The sequence below is a fragment of the Streptomyces sp. NBC_00091 genome (assembly GCF_026343185.1).
Lineage (GTDB): Bacteria > Actinomycetota > Actinomycetes > Streptomycetales > Streptomycetaceae > Streptomyces.
In genome coordinates this window covers 3,762,366-3,781,070 of the sequence record NZ_JAPEMA010000001.1, presented here as the reverse complement: position 1 = coordinate 3,781,070, position 18,705 = coordinate 3,762,366, and the positions used below count along the sequence as shown (strand labels likewise).

Here is an 18,705-nt window from a genome sequence, read left to right as displayed (position 1 = left end):
TCCGGCCGCTACTGCGCCGGGAAGCCGGCCGGCCCGAACCTCACCGGATCGTGCCAGGGCTGGGTCCCGACCACCCAGGCCACATTCAAAGAACCGCCCCTGTCCACGGCAAGGGCCGTCAACAGGTTGTCGTTCTGCTTCGCCATGGCCACGGACGTCCCGGCCGGGAAGCTCGCCGGCCCGAACCGCACCGGATCGTGCCAGGGCTGGGTCCCGACCACCCAGGCCACGTTCAGGAAACCCTCCCTGTCCACGGCAAGAGCCGTCAACAGGTCGTTGTTCTGCTTCGCCATGGCCACAGTCGTCCCGGCCCGGAAATTGGCCGGCCCGAACCGCACCGGATCGTGCCAGGGCTCAGTCCCGACCACCCAGGCCACGTTCAGAAAACCCTCCCTGTCCACGGCAAGGGCAGTCAGCAGATCGGCATTCTGCTTCGCCATGGCCACGGGTGCCCCGGCCGAGAAGCGCGCAGGCCCGAACCGCACCGGATCGTGCCACGGCTGGGTCCCGACCACCCACGCCACATTCAAGAACCCGTCGTTGTCCACGGCAAGAGCCGTCAACAGGTCGTTGTTCTGCTTCGCCATGGCCACAGGCGCCCCGGCCGGGAATCTGGCCGGCCCGAACCGCACCGGATCGTGCCAAGGCTCGGTCCCGACCACCCAAGCCACATTCAGAAAACCCTGCTTGTCCACGGCAAGGGCCGTCAACAGATTGGCATTCTGCTTCGCCATCGCCACAGGCGTCCCAGGCAGGAAATTGGCCGGCCCGAACCGCACCGGATCGTGCCAAGGCTCGGTCCCGACCACCCAAGCCACATTCAGAAAACCCTCCCTGTCCACGGCAAGAGCCGTCAACAAGTTGGCATTCTGCTTCGCCATCGCCACAGGCGTCCCAGGCAGGAAATTAGCCGGCCCGAACCGCACCGGATCATGCCAAGGCTCAGTCCCGACCACCCAAGCCACATTCAGAAAACCCTCCCTGTCCACGGCAAGAGCCGTCAACAAGTTGTCATTCTGCTTCGCCATCGCCACGGGCACCCCGTGCGGCAAGGACGGCACGGGCGGCACGGGCGGCTTGACCGGCGTGTCCGGGTTCCCGGGCGGAATGGCCCGCTGCCCGTCGAAATTGCCCGCGGGAAGGTACCGGCAGACCAGGATCCACCCTGTGGAGGAACTCACGGGAACGTCCTGCTTCACGCCACAGCCGATCGACGTGGTGCCCGTCCACACGATCTGCGAGTAGTGACCCCACTTACGGAAATTGGTGCCATCGGGAGCCTTGATTTGGATAGGCGCGTTGTTGTCGGCATCGAACGCGGCCTTCTCGGCCATCCAGCTGTAGTCCAGCGCGGGGTCCATCGCCCTCATGGGCTGCGCCGGCCCGGGGTAGGCGTTGAAGAGGTTCTCGCCCTGGTTGCCGTTCGCGTCCCGGCCGCTGTGGTGGAGCTGACCTCCCGCGGAGGAGGCGGGGTCATCGGCCCAGGCCTGCGCGTCGCAGGCGACCTTGGGGTCCCACTTCACGGGTACCAGGGGAAGGCCGGGGTTGTACTTCTGCAGCGCCTCCCGCCGCGCGTCGTTGTGGGCGTTCACGAGGGCGGCGGCATCGGCGTCGGATATCTGCGAGCCCGTACCGGGCGGGGGGACGCCCGAGGGGCACGTGGCGGCCTTCGCCGGGGCGGCCGGCGCCGGCTGCGCGGAGGCCGTCGGCAACGGGCCGAGCGTGATCAGGCCGCACACGGCAGCCGACGCCACGAGGGACTTCAGTCTCATCGGATACCCCGATCAGAAGCGCACGGCCACTAAGTGGCCGGGGTGTTCCGGCGCGCGGCTGCAGCCCTCTACGGCGGCATCATCACGGGCGCCGGACGGTGCCATCAGTGTCGCCCGTCCGGGGGAACACCGCCCGCGCACCGATCACCCGTTACGCCATTGGGGTGAGTGTGCTGGCTGAACCCGCAGGACAGCAGCAAAATCCCCGCCCGCCCCTGAGCCACATCGACATCAGCGGTACCGGATGACCCGGACCCCGCACTCCCCCAGCCCATCCAGGCTCTTGAATTCCTCTGCGGAGCCGTCCACGAGTCCCACGAAGCCGACCTCGGAGTGCAAGCCGGTGAGCAGCAGGCCGGTGGATTCCCGCCCCCGCCCGTCCAGTCGGCGTACCCACACCAGAGCGCGTCCGCCGGCCGGCAGCGCCGCGAGCGCCCGGACGGAGTCTGCGATGGTCGAGAACTCGGAGACCTGTATGACCGGCCCCAACTGGCCCATCGTGGAGGCGAACCAGTCGGCCCTACCCGGCTCGGGCGTGGGACCCGCCGGCTCACCCCGGTCCCAGCGGGCGAAGAAACCCCACGGATCGGAGTTGGGCAGGAGGAACGGCGCCCCGGGCCCCTTCGGTACGACCACGCCGGCGTCGAGCATCGCGTGCCGCCAGTCCCCGCCCCTCAGCGCGGCCGTGGTCTGACAGGCGAACAGCCAGCCCCGAGCCGTCTCATCCGCCGGGTCCGGTGCCACCAGCTCGACCGACTCCTCGTACGTCCGCCGCAGCCACTCCTCGGCCTTGAGCCGGGCCGCCCCGAAGTCCTCGGCGGACTGCGGCGCCCCGGGACGGAACCGCGCGAACACCAGCTCCAACACACCCATGCTGCCCAGCCGGGCGAGGCCGCCGATCATGCCGTCGAGGAACACGACGCTGCCGTTGTTGTTGTGCACGTACAGCAGATGCCCGCTGACCTCGGTGCCGCCGATCGCCCGACGTACCCACACCACGCCCTGGGTGTCCGGCCCGGTCTCCTGGGCATGCTGGATCACCTCGTCCCAGCTCCCGCACCTCAGCTGCTCCGCACTGGGGAAGTACCGGCGCAGCAGCAGTTCCCACCACCCGGGCGCCTCGTGCGCCGGCTGCCAGGGCAGCGGGGTCGACGGAGCCCCTGCGATGGCGGCGGCCACGGTCACCACGCAGCCGCGCGAGTTCAGCCGCCGCGCCTCCACCTCCGGGTCGCGCTTGGCGGGAGCTCTTGTGTACGCAGCCACGTCACCCCACGGATCGTCAGAGGCGGGGTGGAAAGGCCGCCCCGGCGTCTTGGGCACCACGACCGACGCGGCCAGCATCGGCGTCCGTGGATACCCCGGCTGCTCGATCGTCCGGCAGGCGAACAGCCACGTGCCCGCGTCCTCGGCAACCGCTTCGATACTCACCAGTTCGACGAGCCCGTGGTACGTGTCGAGAAGCCACTGCAACGCTTTCTGCCACGGCTCAGCCTTACTGGTTTTCCCCTTGGCGGCCGTATCCCAGCCACCGTGGCGCACGTAAGCGAAGTACTCATCAAGTGGCAGGTGCGTCGGCGGGAAGCGGACTGCCGCCCCGTCCTTGGGTACGAGCACCATCTTTTCCATGGGCCCCACCCACGGGTCGCCCGCGTCGATGCTCTCTTGTGAATCGATCCTGATGATCCAGGCCAGCTCGTGCTCTTCGCTGAGTTCCGGCTGCAGGACGAGCGTCCACGGCCCGTAGGAGAACGCCTGCTCGAGATAGGGCCTGGCCGCCTCGACGGCCTCGTTCAACGTGAGCATCTCAGCCCCGCCCCCGCTCATACCGCCACCTCCCCGTCCAGCGCCACAGCATCCGGCACGATCCCGCGCAGCGGCGGGAACACCACGCCGTCGGGCCCGGCCACGTCCAAGGCCACCCCGCACGGGAAGTCCAGCTCCGGGATCACCTCGTCCAGCAGCCGCGCACCGACCACCCGTCGGAACACCCACTCCTGCCTGGCCTCGCCCCGCGCCTCGGCGAACCGGGCCAGCGTTTCCTCCCCCGAGAACGCGCAGATCCAGTCCAGACCCCCGAGCTCGGCGGTCCACAGCCCGCCCCGTGCGTCCAGCGGCACCAGCACCACCCGGCCCCGGAAGTCGGCCAGCCGCGCCTGCGCCGCCTCCCGTGGCGCGTCGAGCGGATCCGCGACGACTCCGGAAGCCGCCGCCACCGGGACCGGCGATACGCCGCTCCCCGAAGCCGACCGCTCGGCCGCAACCGCCCGCAGCTGGGCCCACTCCTCGTCAAATCCCGCCCTGAACTACCCCCTTGGCCAGCGCCGACCAACCTCCCCGGCTCGACAGATCGTTGCACGGACCTGCGACAAGGCCGGTGGGCCTCCCGGTGGAGGGTCCTGTTCACGCCACCCGGCCCCCGCTACCCCCACGGCACGTCCGGGGCGCGGTAGTAGGTGATGTCCTGGGCGTCCAGGCGGGGGGCCTGGGCGGAGAGGCGTTGGCGGTAGGCGGGCCAGTCCAGGGAAGCCGCCGGGGACCAGCCGAGTTCCGCGAGGCCCAGGACCCGGGGGAAGGCCAGCAGCTCCCAGTCGGCCCGGGTCGCGACGGTTTCCGTCCACAGGGGGGCTTCGACGCCGAGGACGGAGGTTTCCGGGAGGCCGGGGAGGTAGCCGCCCGGGTTCCAGGAGTAGGAGCGCTGGACCGGGACGTAGCCGGCCCAGGCCAGGCCCGGCTTCGTCGCCTTGTCGTACTTCATGTCCAGGTAGGCGTGGTCCGCCGGGGAGAGGATCACCGGGTGGCCGGACTTCCCCGCCGCCACGACCGCGGCCTTCTCCGCGGCGGCCGTCTTGTCGTGGCCCCAGTACTGGAGCACCGCGCCCGGCGCCGGGCGGGCCGTCGCGAGCTGGTGCCAGGCCACCACCGTCTTGCCGTGGCGGGCCACCACCGCCTGGGCGCGGTCCATGAAGGCCGCGTAGTCCGCCGCCGGGGTGGAGTGGGCCTCGTCGCCGCCGATGTGGAGGTAGCGGCCGGGGGTGAGGGCGGCCAGCTCTCCCAGGATGTCGTCGATGAACTCGTACGTGCGCTCCTTGCCCACGCACAGCGAGCTGAAGCCGACTTTGATCCCGGTGTAGCGCTCGGGTGCCTTGCCGTCGCAGGTCAGCTCCCCGTAGGAGGCCTGGGCCGCGTTGACGTGGCCCGGCATGTCGATCTCCGGGACCACGTCGACATAGCGCTCCGCCGCGTAGGCGACCAGGTCCCGGTACTCGTCCTTGGTCCAGTACCCGCCGGGGCCGCCGCCGACCTCGCTGCCGCCGCCGTACTGCGCGAGGCGGGGCCAGGAGTCGATGGCGATCCGCCAGCCCTGGTCGTCGGTGAGGTGCAGGTGCAGGGTGTTGATCTTGTACTGGGCGAGCTGCTCGACGTACCGCTTGACCTGCTCCACCCGGAAGTGGTGGCGGGCGATGTCCACCATCGCCCCCCGGTACGCGAAGCGCGGGGTGTCGACGACCTCGCCGCCCGGGACCACGCCCGTGCCCCGCACCGGCAGCAGCTGCCGCAGCGTCTGCCCGGCGTGGAAGAGGCCCGCCGGGGTGCGCGCGGTCAGGGTGACCCCGGAGGCGGTGCTCCGCAGCCGGTAGCCTTCCGCCCCCAGCCCCCCGGCGCCGGGGTCGAGCCGCAGGCGGATCCCGTCGCCCTCCTCCCCGTCGACCACCGGCAGCGGCAGCCCGCTCGGCCCGCGCAGCTGCTCGGCGAGGAGCTCGCCGATCTGCCGGACCTCCTCCGGCGAGCCCGGGCCGGTACGGATGACCGTGCCGGCGCCGTAGCCGTACCCGGGGCCTTCGGCCCGCGCGGAGGCGGGCGCCGGCAGGAGCTGCTCGTAGGGAGCCAGGGCGGCGGGGCGTCCGGCGCCGGGTTTGGCGTCGTCGCCGTGGGCGGCGGTGCAGGAGACGGCGGCGCCGAGGCCGCCGATGACGAGGAGGGTGCCGAGCGCGCGTCGCAGGACTCTCATGCGCCCAGGTATAGGCCAAACGGCCCTCCGGTGTCCGGGGGAGGGCCGGTGGGACAATCGCCGGATGGCGGAAATCATCCAGAAGGACGGTACTTGGACCTTCGACGGGGACGCGGTGCGCATCGTGCCGGGCCGCGACAAGGGGGTGGGGCTGCTGCGGCAGCACCTCGGTGAGGTGGTCGTGCCGCTGCGGGCGATCGGGGGGATCAGCTTCGAGCCCGGGCGCAAGGCCGGGCGGCTGCGGCTGCGGCTGCGCGACGGGGCGGATCCGCTCCTCCAGGTGACGGGCGGGCGGCTGCCGGAGGCCTCGGACCCGTACCGCCTGGGCGTGGAGACGGACCGGACCGGGGTGGCGGAGTACTTCGTGGACGAGGTGCGCAACGCCCTGCTGCTGGACCAGGTGGATCCCGGGCCGTGCGACGCGTACCTGCTGCCGGGGCCGCCGGTGCCGATCGCCTTCGGCGCGGGTGACGGGACGGCCTCCTTCGACGGCGACCGGGTGGTCCTGGACTGGAACTGGACGACGGAGGAGGCCAAGCGCTCGGGCGGGCCGCGCGAGTTCCGGGTCGCGGACGTGCGGGCGGTGGAGTGGTCCCCCTCGAAGGGCCTGGACAACGGCTGGCTGCGGTTCACCCTGACGGGCGCGGGCTCGGCCCCCGCGCCGAAGTACGACCCCTGCACGGTGGAGCTCTTCGGCTTCAAGAAGGACCCGCTGATGGCGCTGGTCGCGGCGGCCGTGGCCGTACGGATGCCCCATCCGGCGGCTCCCGCGTCCGCCCCGGCCCCGGCCCAGGCCCTGCCACTGGCGGAGGCGGCCCCGGCGCTGGCGGGCGAGCCCGTGGACCACGACACCCTGCTGCGGCGGCTGCGCGAGGTGGGCGAGCTGCACCAGGCGGGAGTCCTCACCGTCGATGAGTTCTCGGCGGCGAAGGCGGCGATTTTGGGTCGTTTCTGACCGCCACGTACCGGAATCACCCCTTCCCTGGTCCAGACCAGCAAGATCCTGCCCGATTCCGGGCAGGATCTTTGCGTTTCACTCCTTGGACAGTCAATATCTACAGGTGCTCGACCGCCGCCCGTCCCATGACGACCTCGTCGACCACCTGGTGCGCAGCACCGCGCTACAGCGCGGGGAAGCCGCCCGGGTGGTGCTCGACGTGCTCGCGTACTTCGACGAGACGACCGAGGAGTTCGTCCGCCGCCGCCATCGCGAGCTGCAGTCGGGCGGAGCGGTCAACGCCGAGATCTTCGAGCGGATCGCGGCCGAACTGCCGCACCGCGCCGTGGCGCCGCCGGAGCTCTCGCTCCGGCAGCTGCGCCGCATCGTCTACGGCTGACAGGGCCGGGGCGGCCGGACCGGCCGCGCGCGGACGAGCAGGACCACCGGACTTCAGGAGGGGCAACACCGTATGTGTGGAATCGTCGGTTACATCGGCAAGCGTGACGTGGCACCGCTGCTGCTCGAAGGCCTGGCACGACTGGAGTACCGCGGCTACGACTCCGCGGGCATCGTCGTCAACAGCCCGAAGGCCGCCGCGCTGAAGATGGTCAAGGCCAAGGGCCGCGTCCGCGACCTCGAGGCGCGCGTCCCCAAGCGCTTCGCCGGCACCACCGGCATCGCCCACACCCGCTGGGCCACCCACGGCGCCCCCAGCGACATCAACTCGCACCCGCACCTGGACCCCGAGAACAAGGTCGCCGTCGTCCACAACGGCATCGTCGACAACGCCGCCGAGCTGCGCGTCAAGCTCGAGGCCGAGGGCGTCGTCTTCGTCTCCGACACCGACACCGAGGTGATCACCCACCTGATCGCCCGCTCCCAGGCCGACAGCCTGGAGGAGAAGGTCCGCGAGGCGCTCAAGGTCATCGAGGGCACCTACGGCATCGCCGTCATGCACGCCGACTTCGCCGACCGCATCGTCGTCGCCCGCAACGGCTCCCCCGTCATCCTCGGCATCGGCGAGAAGGAGATGCTCGTCGCCTCCGACGTCGCCGCGCTGATCGCCCACACCCGCCAGGTCGTGACCCTCAACGACGGCGAAATGGCCACCCTGAAGGCCGACGACTTCCGCACCTACACCACCAGCGGTACGACGACCACCGCCACCCCGGAGACCGTGGAGTGGGAGGCCGCCTCCTTCGACATGGGCGGCCACGACACCTACATGCACAAGGAGATCTCCGAGCAGCCCGACGCGGTCGACCGCGTGCTGCGCGGCCGGATCGACGACCGCTTCAACACCGTCCACCTGGGCGGCCTGAACCTGGACCCGCGCGAGGCGCGCGGCATCCGCCGGGTCAAGATCCTGGGCTGCGGCACCTCCTACCACGCGGGCCTGATCGGCGCCGGGCTGATCGAGAGCATGGCCCGCATCCCCGCCGACGCCGAGCCGGCCTCCGAGTTCCGCTACCGCAACCCGGTCGTGGACCCCGACACCCTCTACATCGCCGTCTCCCAGTCCGGTGAGACGTACGACGTGCTCGCGGCCGTCCAGGAGCTCAAGCGCAAGGGCGCCCGCGTCCTCGGCGTGGTCAACGTGGTCGGCTCCGCGATCGCCCGCGAGGCCGACGGCGGCGTGTACGTGCACGCCGGCCCCGAGGTCTGCGTCGTCTCCACCAAGTGCTTCACCAACACGGTGGTGGCCTTCGCGCTGCTCGCCGTGCACCTGGGCCGGATCCGGGACCTGTCGGTCACCGACGGCAAGCGGATCATCGAGGGCCTGCGCAAGCTGCCCGCGCAGATCCAGGAGATCCTCGAGGGCGAGGAGGACATCAAGAAGCTGGCGGCCGAGTACGCCGAGGCCAAGTCGATGATGTTCATCGGCCGGGTGCGCGGCTACCCCGTGGCCCTGGAGGCCTCCCTCAAGCTGAAGGAGATCTCCTACATCCACGCCGAGGCCTACCCGGCCTCCGAGCTCAAGCACGGCCCGCTCGCGCTCATCGAGCCGGCGATGCCGACGGTCGCGATCGTCCCGGACGACGACCTGCTGGAGAAGAACCGCGCGGCGCTGGAGGAGATCAAGGCCCGCAGCGGCCGGATCCTGGCCGTCGCCCACCGGGAGCAGGAGAAGGCCGACCACACCATCCTCGTGCCCAAGAACGAGGACGAGCTGGACCCGATCCTGATGGGCATCCCGCTCCAGCTGCTGGCGTACCACACGGCCCTGGCCCTGGGCCGGGACATCGACAAGCCGCGCAACCTGGCGAAGTCCGTCACGGTCGAGTAGCCACGGTCGAGTAGCCACCACCGCACACGAGTTCGCCGTACGCGACAGGGGTGCCACCGGAACTCCGGTGGCACCCCTGTCCGTTGTCCTGCGGTCCGGGCCGGTCAGCCCGCGGCGACCGCGTTCCCCGAGGTCCTGCCCAGCGACACCGGCCAGTTGGCCAGCGCGGCGGTGGCCCCGTACCAGGCCAGCAGCCCGGACACGGCCGCGACCCAGCCGCCCGCCTTCGCCAGCCCGGCGCTGTCCGCGAAGGCGGCTATGGCCAGCAGGAGGAGGGCGAGGGTCAGCAGGGCGTAGACGCCCTGGCCGAACAGTCCGCTCGCCGCGGCGAGCGTCAGGGTCAGCGCGAGCATCGCGAAGAGGACCAGAAACGTTCCGGCGGCCTCCTCGGAGACCGAGGCTCCCGCGCCCTTGGCCCAGGTGAACCAGAAGATGCCGAGGCCCGCGAAGGCGGTGCCGTTGAAGCCGTTGCCGCCGCGGTATTCGAGGAGGCCGAGGAGGAACAGGGCGGCGCCGCCGACGTACATCGCGAGCGACACGGAGTTGGCCGCGGTCACACCGGCGAGTACGCCCGTGTGGCCGATACCGAACGCCAGAAGGGTGAGACCCAGGGCGATGTTCCCCAGGGTCGAAGTCGAGGCCGTGCTTCCCGCAGAGACACCATTGTCCACGGCGGGCTCCCTTCGATCTGCAGTTGTTTGCTGCGTCCCAGCAGCATTTATCTACCCTTTACAAGGGGGTTCACAACCGCACAACCGGCATACAGTCGGTTACGGAATGACAACAACGGGTCGCTGTGCCCGCTTCGCCAGCCGCCCCGCGACCGAGCCGAAGATCCGGCCCACGATCCCGTGAGTGGAACCCACCACGATGGCGTCCGCCGAGTACTCCCGGCCGACCTCCTCCAGCTCGTGGCAGATGTCACCACCGCGCTCGACGAGGATCCACGGCACCTCGGCCAGATAGTCCGCGCAGGCCAGCTCCAGGCCGAGCACCTCGGTGCGGTGGTCCGGCACGTCCACGAAGACGGGCGGCTCACAGCCGGCCCACACCGTGGTGGGCAGCCGGTTCGCCACATGGACGATGATCAGACCGGAACCGGAACGCCGGGCCATGCCGATCGCGTAGGCGAGGGCTCGCTCACTGGACGTCGAGCCGTCGAAGCCCACCACCACACCGTGCCGGAAGGCCGGATCGCAGGGGTGACGTGTCTGTTCCACCGCGCGCAGGTCGCTCGATACGGAATCGGCGAGGTGTTTGCGCTTGCGGTCCGCAGGTTCGGAGAATTCGTGACCGGCCATGGGTGTCTCGGCGAAGAGTCCTCGGGGGAAGCGACAGGGGCGGTTTCGGCGACTCGGATTTTCTGACGACGCGGGCGGTGACCACGCGCGTTTTTGACGACGCTGCGTGACGGAGCTCTGTCCGGGAAGCATCTTCCCAAGCCCTTACCCACCAGGGTACGGCGACACTCCTGTCCTGCACAGGGCATGCCGCCCTTGGAGAGCGTCCCAGGGAGCATGCCGGAGCGCGAGCGCCTTGGCAATGGCGGCTGCTCCCTACAGCCAGTGACGAATGACCCTTGCGCCACCCGTGCGCGCAGTGACCGAGGCCCGTACCGGGGCGTTGGACAGGCGTCCGACCGTCCAGGAAGAGCCCGCAGGGAGTACGCCGTGCCCGGCCATCCGGTTCACCCCGTCCAGCCCGTCCAGCCAGCTCCGCCGACGCAGTCCCTCCCTTCCCCGCGCCCGGGGCCGTCGTCCGGGCGCCCCTCGCTTCACCCGTCCGTGCACTCCGCCGGGCGCGCCCATGACGACCCGGCGGGTGACGTGGTGCGCTGGGCCGCTTTCAGCTGCCTGCTCGTCCCGGTGGTCCTGGTGGTCTACGGAACCTCCTACGGCGGGGCCGCCGTGGCGACCCTGGGGCTGGCCGCCGTCACGGCCGCCTGCCGGGTGCTGCTGCGCTACTCGGAGAAGACCGAACGGGCCGCCGCCCGGGTGCTGTCGGAGGATCCGCTTCCGTCCAACCACCGCGGCCGGCACTCCCGCAGCGGGGCCGGTTCGCACCGCGGTTGCCATGGTTCCGGTGGCCTGTCCCCTCACGACTGACTGATTCGTACGTACACACCCGGTTGTTTTCAGCCAACTTCCGGACCTGGCGCTTCCCTTGCCGGAATGTCCCCCCACCCCCCCTACCACCAGCGACTACGGGCGCCAGGGGGCGTACGGACCCCACCGGTACTGGCCACGGCCGGATCGCGGGCTTCCTCGTCGGGTAGCGGAGTGGAACGCTTCCTGATCGAATGCTTTTCGCCAAGTTGCCAAGTCGACATAGCGCTGCGTGCTGAACTTGTCACGCCGACACCACGGGACGCAGTAGATTCGATCATGTATTTACGGCGGGGGATCCACGTGCAAGGCCGAGGGGAAACGTGCAGGTGCGACCAGACCAAGGAGTCGCGACACCCAAGGGGGGCTTAGCGCCATGAGCCAGGATTCCACCGCCGTCGTCGCGGACGCGGGCCGGAAGCTCGCGGGGCGTCGCCGCAGAGAGATCGTCGCCGTGCTGCTGTTCAGCGGCGGGCCGATCTTCGAGAGTTCCATTCCGCTGTCCGTGTTCGGCATCGACCGGCAGGACGCGGGAGTTCCGCGCTATCGACTGCTCGTGTGCGCCGGGGAGGACGGTCCGCTGCGGACCACCGGCGGACTCGAACTGACCGCGCCGTACGGGTTGGAGGCGATCGCCCGGGCAGGCACGGTCGTCGTTCCGGCCTGGCGCTCCATCACTTCACCGCCGCCGCCGGAGGCGCTCGACGCACTGCGTCTGGCGCACGAGGAGGGGGCCCGGATCGTCGGCCTGTGCACGGGAGCCTTCGTGCTCGCCGCCGCCGGGCTGCTGGACGGCCGGCCCGCGACGACGCACTGGATGTACGCGCCGACGCTGGCCAAGCGCTACCCGTCCGTCCACGTCGACCCGCGCGAACTGTTCGTCGACGACGGCGACGTGCTGACGTCCGCGGGCACCGCGGCCGGAATCGACCTGTGCCTGCACATCGTGCGCACGGACCACGGCAGCGAGGCGGCCGGAGCACTGGCCCGCCGGCTCGTCGTACCGCCGCGCCGCACGGGAGGCCAGGAGCGCTACCTCGACCGGTCGCTGCCCGAGGAGATCGGCGCCGACCCGCTCGCCGAGGTCGTCGCCTGGGCACTGGAACACCTCCACGAGCAGTTCGACGTGGAGACGCTGGCCGCCCGCGCCTACATGAGCAGGCGCACCTTCGACCGGCGGTTCCGCTCGCTCACCGGCAGCGCGCCGCTCCAGTGGCTGATCACCCAGCGGGTGCTCCAGGCACAGCGGCTGCTGGAGACTTCCGACTACTCGGTCGACGAGGTCGCCGGACGCTGCGGGTTCCGCTCGCCGGTCGCCCTGCGCGGGCACTTCCGGCGGCAGCTGGGGTCCTCCCCGGCCGCCTACCGCTCCGCCTACCGAGCACGCCGGCCGCAGACCGACGTGTCCCCGGTGTCCGAAATGCAGGGCTCCCCGGTGCCGCACCAGCGCACCCCGCAGCCCCAGCGGGCCGCGGCGGCCCTGGCCGCCTCCGGTCCCAGCGTGACGGAGCTGTACGCCCCGGGCCGGGTCCTGCGCGAGCACGCGTAGCGCCCACCTGCGGCGATCACCGTCTGAAGAGGTCCCCCGCACCGGTCGAGCACCGATGCGGGGGACCTTCGGCATAAGGTGGGGCGCATGAACGATCGCATGGTGTGGATCGACTGCGAGATGACCGGGCTCTCGTTGACGGACGACGCACTTATCGAGGTGGCCGCACTGGTCACCGACTCGGAGCTCAACGTGCTCGGCGAAGGCGTGGACATCGTGATCCGCCCGCCGGACGCGGCCCTGGAGACCATGCCGGACGTGGTGCGCGAGATGCACACCAATTCCGGGCTGCTCGACGAGCTGGCCGGCGGCACGACCCTGGCCGACGCCGAGGCGCAGGTCCTGGCGTACGTACGGCAGCACGTCAAGGAGCCGGGCAAGGCGCCGCTGTGCGGGAACTCGGTCGGCACCGACCGCGGCTTCCTGCTGCGGGACATGCCGGCGCTGGAGAGCCACCTGCACTACCGGATCGTGGACGTGTCCTCGGTCAAGGAGCTGGCGCGCCGCTGGTACCCGCGGGCGTACTTCAACAGCCCGCCCAAGAACGGCAACCACCGGGCGCTGGCGGACATCAAGGACTCGATCACCGAGCTGCGCTACTACCGTGAGGCGGTCTTCGTGCCGCAGCCCGGGCCAGACTCGGACACCGCCCGGACCATCGCCGCCAAGCACGCGGTGGCGGACTAGTAGCACCTTCCGGAGGGGGGCGCGGGGGAACGGGGGAGCGAGCACCCTCCCGGACCCTGTACCCTTTTCTTCGGCCGGTCGTTCTGCGACCGGACATGGTGGGTGTAGCTCAGTTGGTAGAGCACCTGGTTGTGGTCCAGGTGGCCGCGGGTTCAAGTCCCGTCACTCACCCTGCGGGAAGGCCCCGGTTCGCGAGAGCGGACCGGGGCCTTCTGCGTTCTCCGTCCTCTTTTCTGCTTTTCTACGTCGACCCGCGGACGATCAGCTCCGTCGGCAGGACGATCTCCGCTTCCTCGGTCCCCCCGCCCGAGATCCGGGCCAGCAGCAGCCGCGCCATCGTCCGGCCCAGCTCCTCGGCGGGCGCCCGCACGCTGGTCAGCGGCGGATCCAGATAGCGGGCCGGCTCCGAGTCGCCGAAGCCCACCACCGCCACGTCCTGCGGTACCCGGCGGCCGGCCGCGCGCAGCTCCCGCAGGGCGCCCGCCGCCAGCAGGTCCGAGGCGGCGAAGACCGCGTCCAGAGCGGGGCGGCGCTCCAGCAGCTCCCGCATGGCCCGCCGGCCGCCGTCCTCGGTGAGGTCCCCGACCGCGACCAGCCGCTCGTCCGCCGGGTGCCCGGCGGCGGCCAGGGCCTGCCGGTAGCCCTCCAGGCGGCGCCGGGCCCCGTACTCCTGCGGCGGACCGGCGATGGCGGCTATCTCCCGGCGGCCCCGCCCTAGGAGATGGCGCACCGCCCCGGCCGCGCCCCCGAGGTGGTCGCAGTCCACGCTCGGCAGGGTCCCGGCGGCCGCCCCGGGTCCACCCGCCACCGCCGGGACGCCCGGCGGCGGGTCCCCCGGCTGCGGCGACAGCAGCAGCACCCCGTCCACCCGGGGCCCGGCCGGCCGCGGCACACCGCCCCCGAGGATGAGCACCAGCTGTACCCCGGCCCCGGCCAGGGTCTCGGCGGCCCCGCGCAGCACGCCGGAGAAGCCGGGTTCGGCGAGGCAGGGGGACTGCGGTCCGGGCAGGACCAGGGCGACGGCGCCGGCTCGGCCGGCGGCCAGCGCCCGGGCCGCGCGGTCGGGCACGTACCCGAGCTCGGCGACGGCGGCCTCGACGGCCGCCCGGGTGCGCCCGCTGACCTTGGGCGAGCCGTTGACCACCCGGGAGACGGTGCCGCGCCCGACCCCGGCCCGCAGGGCGACGTCCTCCAGGGTCGGCCGTCCCCGCCCGCGCCCCTGACCGTGACCGTTCATGGCTGCCTCCCGCTGCGAATCTACCCCTTGGGGAGGGTGGGAGCGCTCCCATCACCAGGGGCTTCCGAAGCGGGAATTCCGCCGCTAGCGTCCCGGGCAACGGGCAACGACGCGCGCCGGAGACACGGGAGGGTCGGCGTGCGGCTGGAGGTTGCCCCATGTCCCGTCCCACAGCCGGATCCGCTCCGGCCGGCTTCCGCGGGGTGTTCGCCCTCGGCGGCCGCGCCCTGCCCGTCCACGCGTTCCTCGCCCGGCTGCCCGCCGCGCTCTGCCCCATCGGAACGCTCCTGCTCATCAACGACCGCGACGGCATCGGCGACGCCGGCGCCGTCGCGGCGGCGCTCTGGCTGGGCCAGGCCCTCGGCGGCCCGGTCATCGGGCGGCTCGCCGACCGGCGCGGCCACCGCCCGGTGCTGCTCGTCGCCTGCGCCGCCAACGCCGCCGTGCTGTTCGCCCTGGTCGCCGCCGTGCTGGGCGGGCTGCCCCTGTCCGCCCGGATGGGCGTGGCCGTCGCCGCCGGGCTGACCGTCCCGCAGGTCGGCCCGCTGGCGCGGGCCCGCTGGGCGCGGCTGGCCGGGGAGGACAAGGCCCTGCTGGGCTCCGCGCTGTCCTTCGACACCACCCTGGACGAGGTCGGGTTCATGGTGGGGCCCGCGCTGGCCGGGATCCTCGCGGTGACCGTGCACCCCGCCTCGGCGCTGGTCCTGGCGGCAGTCCTGATCCTGGTGTCCGGGAGCCTGTTCGCCCTCCACCCGACGGCGCCCGGGCCGGTCGCAGCCGTGGGCGCGCGGGCCGACGTACGACTGTGGTCGCCGGGGCTGGCCCTGCTGTTCGCGATGGCCGTGCTCCAGGGGGCCGCGTGGAGCGGGGCCAACACCGGGGTCAACGCCCTCGCGCGCTCGCTGGGCGAGGGCGGCGCGGCCGGGCTGGTGTGGGCGGCCATGGCGGTGACCAGCTCGGTCGCCGGCTTCGTGACGGTGGCCCGGCCCGGGACCGCCGGCCTGCCGGTGCGGCTGCGGTGGACGATCGGGCTCCAGGCGGTGCTCACCCTGCCCCTGCTGGCCGTGTCGGGGCTGTGGGGCGCGGCGGCGGCCGTCGCCGGGATCGGGCTGGCCGTGGCCCCGCACCTCATCGCCCTGTTCGGGCTGGCCGAGCGGGCCGGGCCGGCGGAGCGGATGGGCGAGGCCATGACCGTGCTGGGCAGCGGCCTGATCGTCGGTCAGGCCCTCGCCGCCGCGGCGGCCGGGCCGCTGGCCGCCGCGTACGGGTACCGGGCCGCGTTCGCCGTGTCGTGCGCGGCGGCCGCCGCCTCGGCCGTGCTGGCGCTGGCCACCGCGGGGCGGGTCCGGTTCGGGCCCACCGCCGCCGTCGCGGCCGCGGTCACGAGGACTTCAACGCCCCCAGCGCCTTCCCCAGGTCTTCCGCCGTCATGACCGGACCGACCTCGATCTCGGCGTTGAAATCGTGGAACAGGTCCCAGGTCAACGCCGGCATCTGCGCGCTGTCCTGGAGGTCGAAGACGATCCAGCAGGAGCGCACGCCCTCGTGGAGACCGAAGTAGGCCGCCTCCGGCTTGACCTTGTCGATCAGCTTCTTGACCGCCTGGGGCAGGCCGCCCGTCATGATGCCCTCGTTGGTGGCGGCCGTGTCCATGTGGGCCCTGAGCATGACTCTCATGCGTGGCTCCTTCCGTCATGACCACCCTCCGCGCGGGCCGGGGGCGCGGCAACATCTGCGCCCCCGTCCGGGCGGGGGCGGTGCCCGGGAGGGCCTCAGTCCAGGATCCCGACGTCGTAGAAGAACTGGTAGCGCGAGGGGTCGTCCGGCAGGAACCAGTGGAAGCCCTCCTCCAGGAAGACCGCCACCAGGTTGACGGCGATGACCAGCCCCAGGAAGGCCAGCACCAGCATCCCCGCCGTCCGGTACGGGCCGGGTGCGGCGGTCGGGACGTTCCGGCCGGCCGTCGTGTGGGCGAGGGCGAGGACGACGCCGATCGCGACGACCGAGGCCGTGAAGAGGATCCACGCCCACACGTACAGGTGCAGGCCGAAGGCCTCGCTGCCGTAGCCCTTGTCCCCGGGGAGGATGTGCAGCATCGTCTGCCGCCACGCGGTGAAGGAGCCGCACACCACCGCGACCAGGGCCATCCCCCAGCCCGTCATGTAGTCCCGGCCCGTCACCACGCCGACCGTGAGCGCGGTGCGGATGATGTACCCGGCGCCGATCGCCGCCAGCAGCATGAACATCCGCTGCACGACGCAGAGCGGGCAGGGGTACTCCCACAGCCCGAACTGGTAGAAGAGGCCGCCGCAGACGACCAGCGTCCAGCCGGCGGCGAAGAAGCACGCGAACCAGTAGTGGACCCGGCTCAGCGGGCCGCCCTCCAGCGGGGCCTCCGGCAGGAGGCTGTTCATCGTGGCCACGGGTCAGTAGCTCAGGTCGAGGGCGAGGCTGCTGGTGATGTGGTGCGCCATCAGCAGGAGCACGGCGATCAGCATGACCCACCAGGCCCCGAGCACCACGGTCCGGGAGGTGTCCCGGTGCATGGTGACGAGGGTGGCGAGGAGCCCGCCGAAGATGAGGGTGTCCATGGGGCGGACCGTACCGACCTGCGGACTTCCGCCCCGCGAGGCGCGCCCCCGGGTACGTCGGTTGCCCCGGCCGCGCCCCCGTCGTGGCCCCTTCGTGCTTCTCCGGGGGGGACGGTCAGTCGCCGCGCCGCTTGCGCCGGCCGCGCCGGTTGCGCGCCCCGCGCTCACCGCCCCGGGTCCGGCCGTCCAGGGCGATCCACACCCGTACCTCGGTCCCCCCGAGCACCGAGCGCCCCAGCCGTACGTCGCCGCCCGTGGACTCGGCGACCCGCCGCACGATGTCCAGGCCGAGCCCCGTCGAGCCGTCCCGGCCGCCGTCGTTGCCGCGCCGCAGGGCGGCGTCCGGGTCGGCGATGCCGGGGCCCGCGTCCGAGACGAGGACGATGACGGCGTCGCCCGCGTCGTGCACGTCCACCGCGAAGGGGGTGGCCTCCGGGGTGTGCCGGAAGACGTTGCCGAGCATGGCGTCGAGGGCGGCCGCCAGCTCGGGGCGGGCCACGGGGATGCGTACGGTACGGTCCACGCCCGCGAGCCGGACCTCGCGGCCCTCGTCCTCCGCCAGCGCCGACCAGAAGGCCATCCGGTCGCGGATCACCTCGGAGGCGTCGCAGCCGGCGGTGGCGGTGTTGGCGGGCGCGCGCTGTTCGCGGGCGGTACGGATGATCGTGTCGACCTCCCGTTCCAGCTGCTCCACCGCCGCCCGGGTGTGCTCGGCGGCCGGGCCGTCCCCGAGGGAGGCCGCGTTGAGCCGCAGCACGGTCAGGGGCGTGCGCAGCCGGTGCGAGAGGTCGGCGGCCAGCTCCCGCTCGTTGGCGAGGAGTTCCACGACCTGGTCGGCCATGGAGTTGAACGCGACGGCCGCCGAGCGGAGTTCCTTGGGGCCGTCCTCCGGCACCCGCGCCCCGAGCCGCCCCTCCCCCAGCTGGTGCGCGGCGTCCGCGAGCCGTTCGGCCGGGCGCACCAGACGGGCGCCGAGCCGGTCGGCGACGGCCACCGAGCCGACGACGAGCGCGAGCCCGACCCCGCCGAGGACCAGCCAGGCGGTGGCGACGCCGTTGCTGACCTCGCTCTCCGGTACGTAGATCTCGATCACCGCGATGTCCCCGGAGCCGAGGGCGACGGGCTGGAGCAGCGCCGAGCCCCCGCCGGGGACGTGGGCGGTCGTCGCCCGGCCGAGGGAACGGGTCTCGGCCACCGCGTGCGCGCCGGCCCGGCCGTCGCCGATGTCCACGGCGGCGGCCCCGCCGATGGCGGGCACGTGGACGGCCATCCGCCCGGCGGCGCCCATCTCGGTGGACTCCACGGCCTTGCGCAGCTGCATCGGGTCGGTGGTGATGGACAGGGTCGGCCCCATGGTGGCGGCCTGCCGCTCGGCGTTGGAGAAGGCCCGGTCGCTGGCCATCTCCTGCACCACCATCCCCAGGGGCACCGCGAAGGCCAGGACCACCATGGTCGTGACCGCGAGGCACACCTTGACCAGCGCCCATCTCACGGCGTCCGCCTCACTGCGTCCGCCTCACTGCGTCCG

18 protein-coding genes and 1 tRNA gene are annotated in these 18,705 nt (G+C 72.1%); 8 read left to right on the top strand and 11 right to left on the bottom strand.

Annotated features, from left to right (window positions below; translation table 11 throughout):
- Nucleotides 1-8: 8 nt before the first annotated feature.
- From OOK34_RS17460 to OOK34_RS17445, 4 genes are all read right to left on the bottom strand, one after another.
- Nucleotides 9-1,754: a CAP domain-containing protein gene (locus OOK34_RS17460; protein ID WP_267034787.1), complete on the bottom strand. Its 1,746-nt coding sequence runs from the start codon at nucleotides 1,752-1,754 to the stop codon at nucleotides 9-11.
- 249 nt (nucleotides 1,755-2,003) lie between these two features.
- Nucleotides 2,004-3,575 carry a YrhB domain-containing protein gene (locus OOK34_RS17455; RefSeq protein WP_267034786.1) on the bottom strand — a complete coding sequence of 524 codons (1,572 nt, stop codon included), beginning with the start codon at nucleotides 3,573-3,575 and terminating at the stop codon, nucleotides 2,004-2,006.
- Between the two features lie 17 nt (nucleotides 3,576-3,592).
- Complete coding sequence (locus OOK34_RS17450; RefSeq protein WP_267034785.1) at nucleotides 3,593-3,985, bottom strand: SseB family protein; 393 nt, start codon at nucleotides 3,983-3,985, stop codon at nucleotides 3,593-3,595.
- A gap of 206 nt (nucleotides 3,986-4,191) precedes the next feature.
- Complete coding sequence (locus OOK34_RS17445; RefSeq protein ID WP_267034784.1) at nucleotides 4,192-5,781, bottom strand: beta-N-acetylhexosaminidase; 1,590 nt, start codon at nucleotides 5,779-5,781, stop codon at nucleotides 4,192-4,194.
- A 64-nt stretch (nucleotides 5,782-5,845) separates the two neighbouring features.
- On the opposite strand from OOK34_RS17445, the gene OOK34_RS17440 reads away from it, so the two are divergent.
- The 3 genes from OOK34_RS17440 to glmS all read left to right on the top strand — a co-directional run bounded on the left by OOK34_RS17440 (nucleotide 5,846) and on the right by glmS (nucleotide 9,008).
- Nucleotides 5,846-6,736 carry a DUF4429 domain-containing protein gene (locus tag OOK34_RS17440; RefSeq protein ID WP_267034783.1) on the top strand — a complete coding sequence of 297 codons (891 nt, stop codon included), beginning with the start codon at nucleotides 5,846-5,848 and terminating at the stop codon, nucleotides 6,734-6,736.
- 106 nt (nucleotides 6,737-6,842) lie between these two features.
- Nucleotides 6,843-7,118, top strand: a complete 276-nt coding sequence (locus OOK34_RS17435) for a hypothetical protein (RefSeq protein ID WP_030008735.1) — start codon at nucleotides 6,843-6,845, stop codon at nucleotides 7,116-7,118.
- A 72-nt stretch (nucleotides 7,119-7,190) separates the two neighbouring features.
- Nucleotides 7,191-9,008, top strand: coding sequence for a glutamine--fructose-6-phosphate transaminase (isomerizing) (gene glmS, locus OOK34_RS17430; RefSeq protein WP_267034782.1), 1,818 nt, complete (start codon nucleotides 7,191-7,193; stop codon nucleotides 9,006-9,008).
- A gap of 104 nt (nucleotides 9,009-9,112) precedes the next feature.
- Here glmS and OOK34_RS17425 read toward each other — a convergent pair whose 3' ends face one another.
- Entirely contained in the window at nucleotides 9,113-9,679 is a 567-nt protein-coding gene (locus tag OOK34_RS17425; protein ID WP_267034781.1) for an acetate uptake transporter, read from the bottom strand.
- Between the two features lie 99 nt (nucleotides 9,680-9,778).
- Complete coding sequence (locus tag OOK34_RS17420; RefSeq protein WP_267034780.1) at nucleotides 9,779-10,309, bottom strand: universal stress protein; 531 nt, start codon at nucleotides 10,307-10,309, stop codon at nucleotides 9,779-9,781.
- A 483-nt stretch (nucleotides 10,310-10,792) separates the two neighbouring features.
- On the opposite strand from OOK34_RS17420, the gene OOK34_RS17415 reads away from it, so the two are divergent.
- From OOK34_RS17415 to OOK34_RS17400, 4 genes are all read left to right on the top strand, one after another.
- A complete protein-coding gene (locus tag OOK34_RS17415; RefSeq protein WP_267034779.1) occupies nucleotides 10,793-11,113 on the top strand; it encodes a hypothetical protein in 321 nt (106 codons plus the stop codon).
- Nucleotides 11,114-11,489: 376 nt separating this feature from the next.
- On the top strand, nucleotides 11,490-12,662 hold the full coding sequence (locus tag OOK34_RS17410; protein WP_267034778.1) for a helix-turn-helix domain-containing protein: 1,173 nt from the start codon (nucleotides 11,490-11,492) through the stop codon (nucleotides 12,660-12,662).
- Nucleotides 12,663-12,749: 87 nt separating this feature from the next.
- Nucleotides 12,750-13,349 carry an oligoribonuclease gene (gene orn, locus OOK34_RS17405; RefSeq protein ID WP_267034777.1) on the top strand — a complete coding sequence of 200 codons (600 nt, stop codon included), beginning with the start codon at nucleotides 12,750-12,752 and terminating at the stop codon, nucleotides 13,347-13,349.
- Between the two features lie 98 nt (nucleotides 13,350-13,447).
- Nucleotides 13,448-13,520, top strand: a tRNA-His gene (locus OOK34_RS17400).
- 70 nt (nucleotides 13,521-13,590) lie between these two features.
- Here OOK34_RS17400 and OOK34_RS17395 read toward each other — a convergent pair.
- On the bottom strand, nucleotides 13,591-14,586 hold the full coding sequence (locus tag OOK34_RS17395) for a LacI family DNA-binding transcriptional regulator (protein ID WP_267034776.1): 996 nt from the start codon (nucleotides 14,584-14,586) through the stop codon (nucleotides 13,591-13,593).
- Nucleotides 14,587-14,744: 158 nt separating this feature from the next.
- On the opposite strand from OOK34_RS17395, the gene OOK34_RS17390 reads away from it, so the two are divergent.
- On the top strand, nucleotides 14,745-16,019 hold the full coding sequence (locus OOK34_RS17390; RefSeq protein WP_267034775.1) for an MFS transporter: 1,275 nt from the start codon (nucleotides 14,745-14,747) through the stop codon (nucleotides 16,017-16,019).
- On the opposite strand, the gene OOK34_RS17385 is transcribed toward OOK34_RS17390, so the two are convergent.
- The 4 genes from OOK34_RS17385 to OOK34_RS17370 form a co-directional block, all read right to left on the bottom strand.
- Nucleotides 15,967-16,263, bottom strand: a complete 297-nt coding sequence (locus tag OOK34_RS17385) for a DUF3303 family protein (RefSeq protein WP_267034774.1) — start codon at nucleotides 16,261-16,263, stop codon at nucleotides 15,967-15,969. The genes OOK34_RS17390 and OOK34_RS17385 overlap by 53 nt on opposite strands.
- A 95-nt stretch (nucleotides 16,264-16,358) precedes the next feature.
- On the bottom strand, nucleotides 16,359-17,000 hold the full coding sequence (locus tag OOK34_RS17380; RefSeq protein WP_267036789.1) for a disulfide bond formation protein B: 642 nt from the start codon (nucleotides 16,998-17,000) through the stop codon (nucleotides 16,359-16,361).
- A gap of 12 nt (nucleotides 17,001-17,012) precedes the next feature.
- A complete protein-coding gene (locus OOK34_RS17375; protein ID WP_267034773.1) occupies nucleotides 17,013-17,177 on the bottom strand; it encodes a DUF5993 family protein in 165 nt (54 codons plus the stop codon).
- A 115-nt stretch (nucleotides 17,178-17,292) separates the two neighbouring features.
- Nucleotides 17,293-18,669, bottom strand: coding sequence for a HAMP domain-containing sensor histidine kinase (locus OOK34_RS17370; protein ID WP_267034772.1), 1,377 nt, complete (start codon nucleotides 18,667-18,669; stop codon nucleotides 17,293-17,295).
- Nucleotides 18,670-18,705 lie beyond the last annotated feature (36 nt).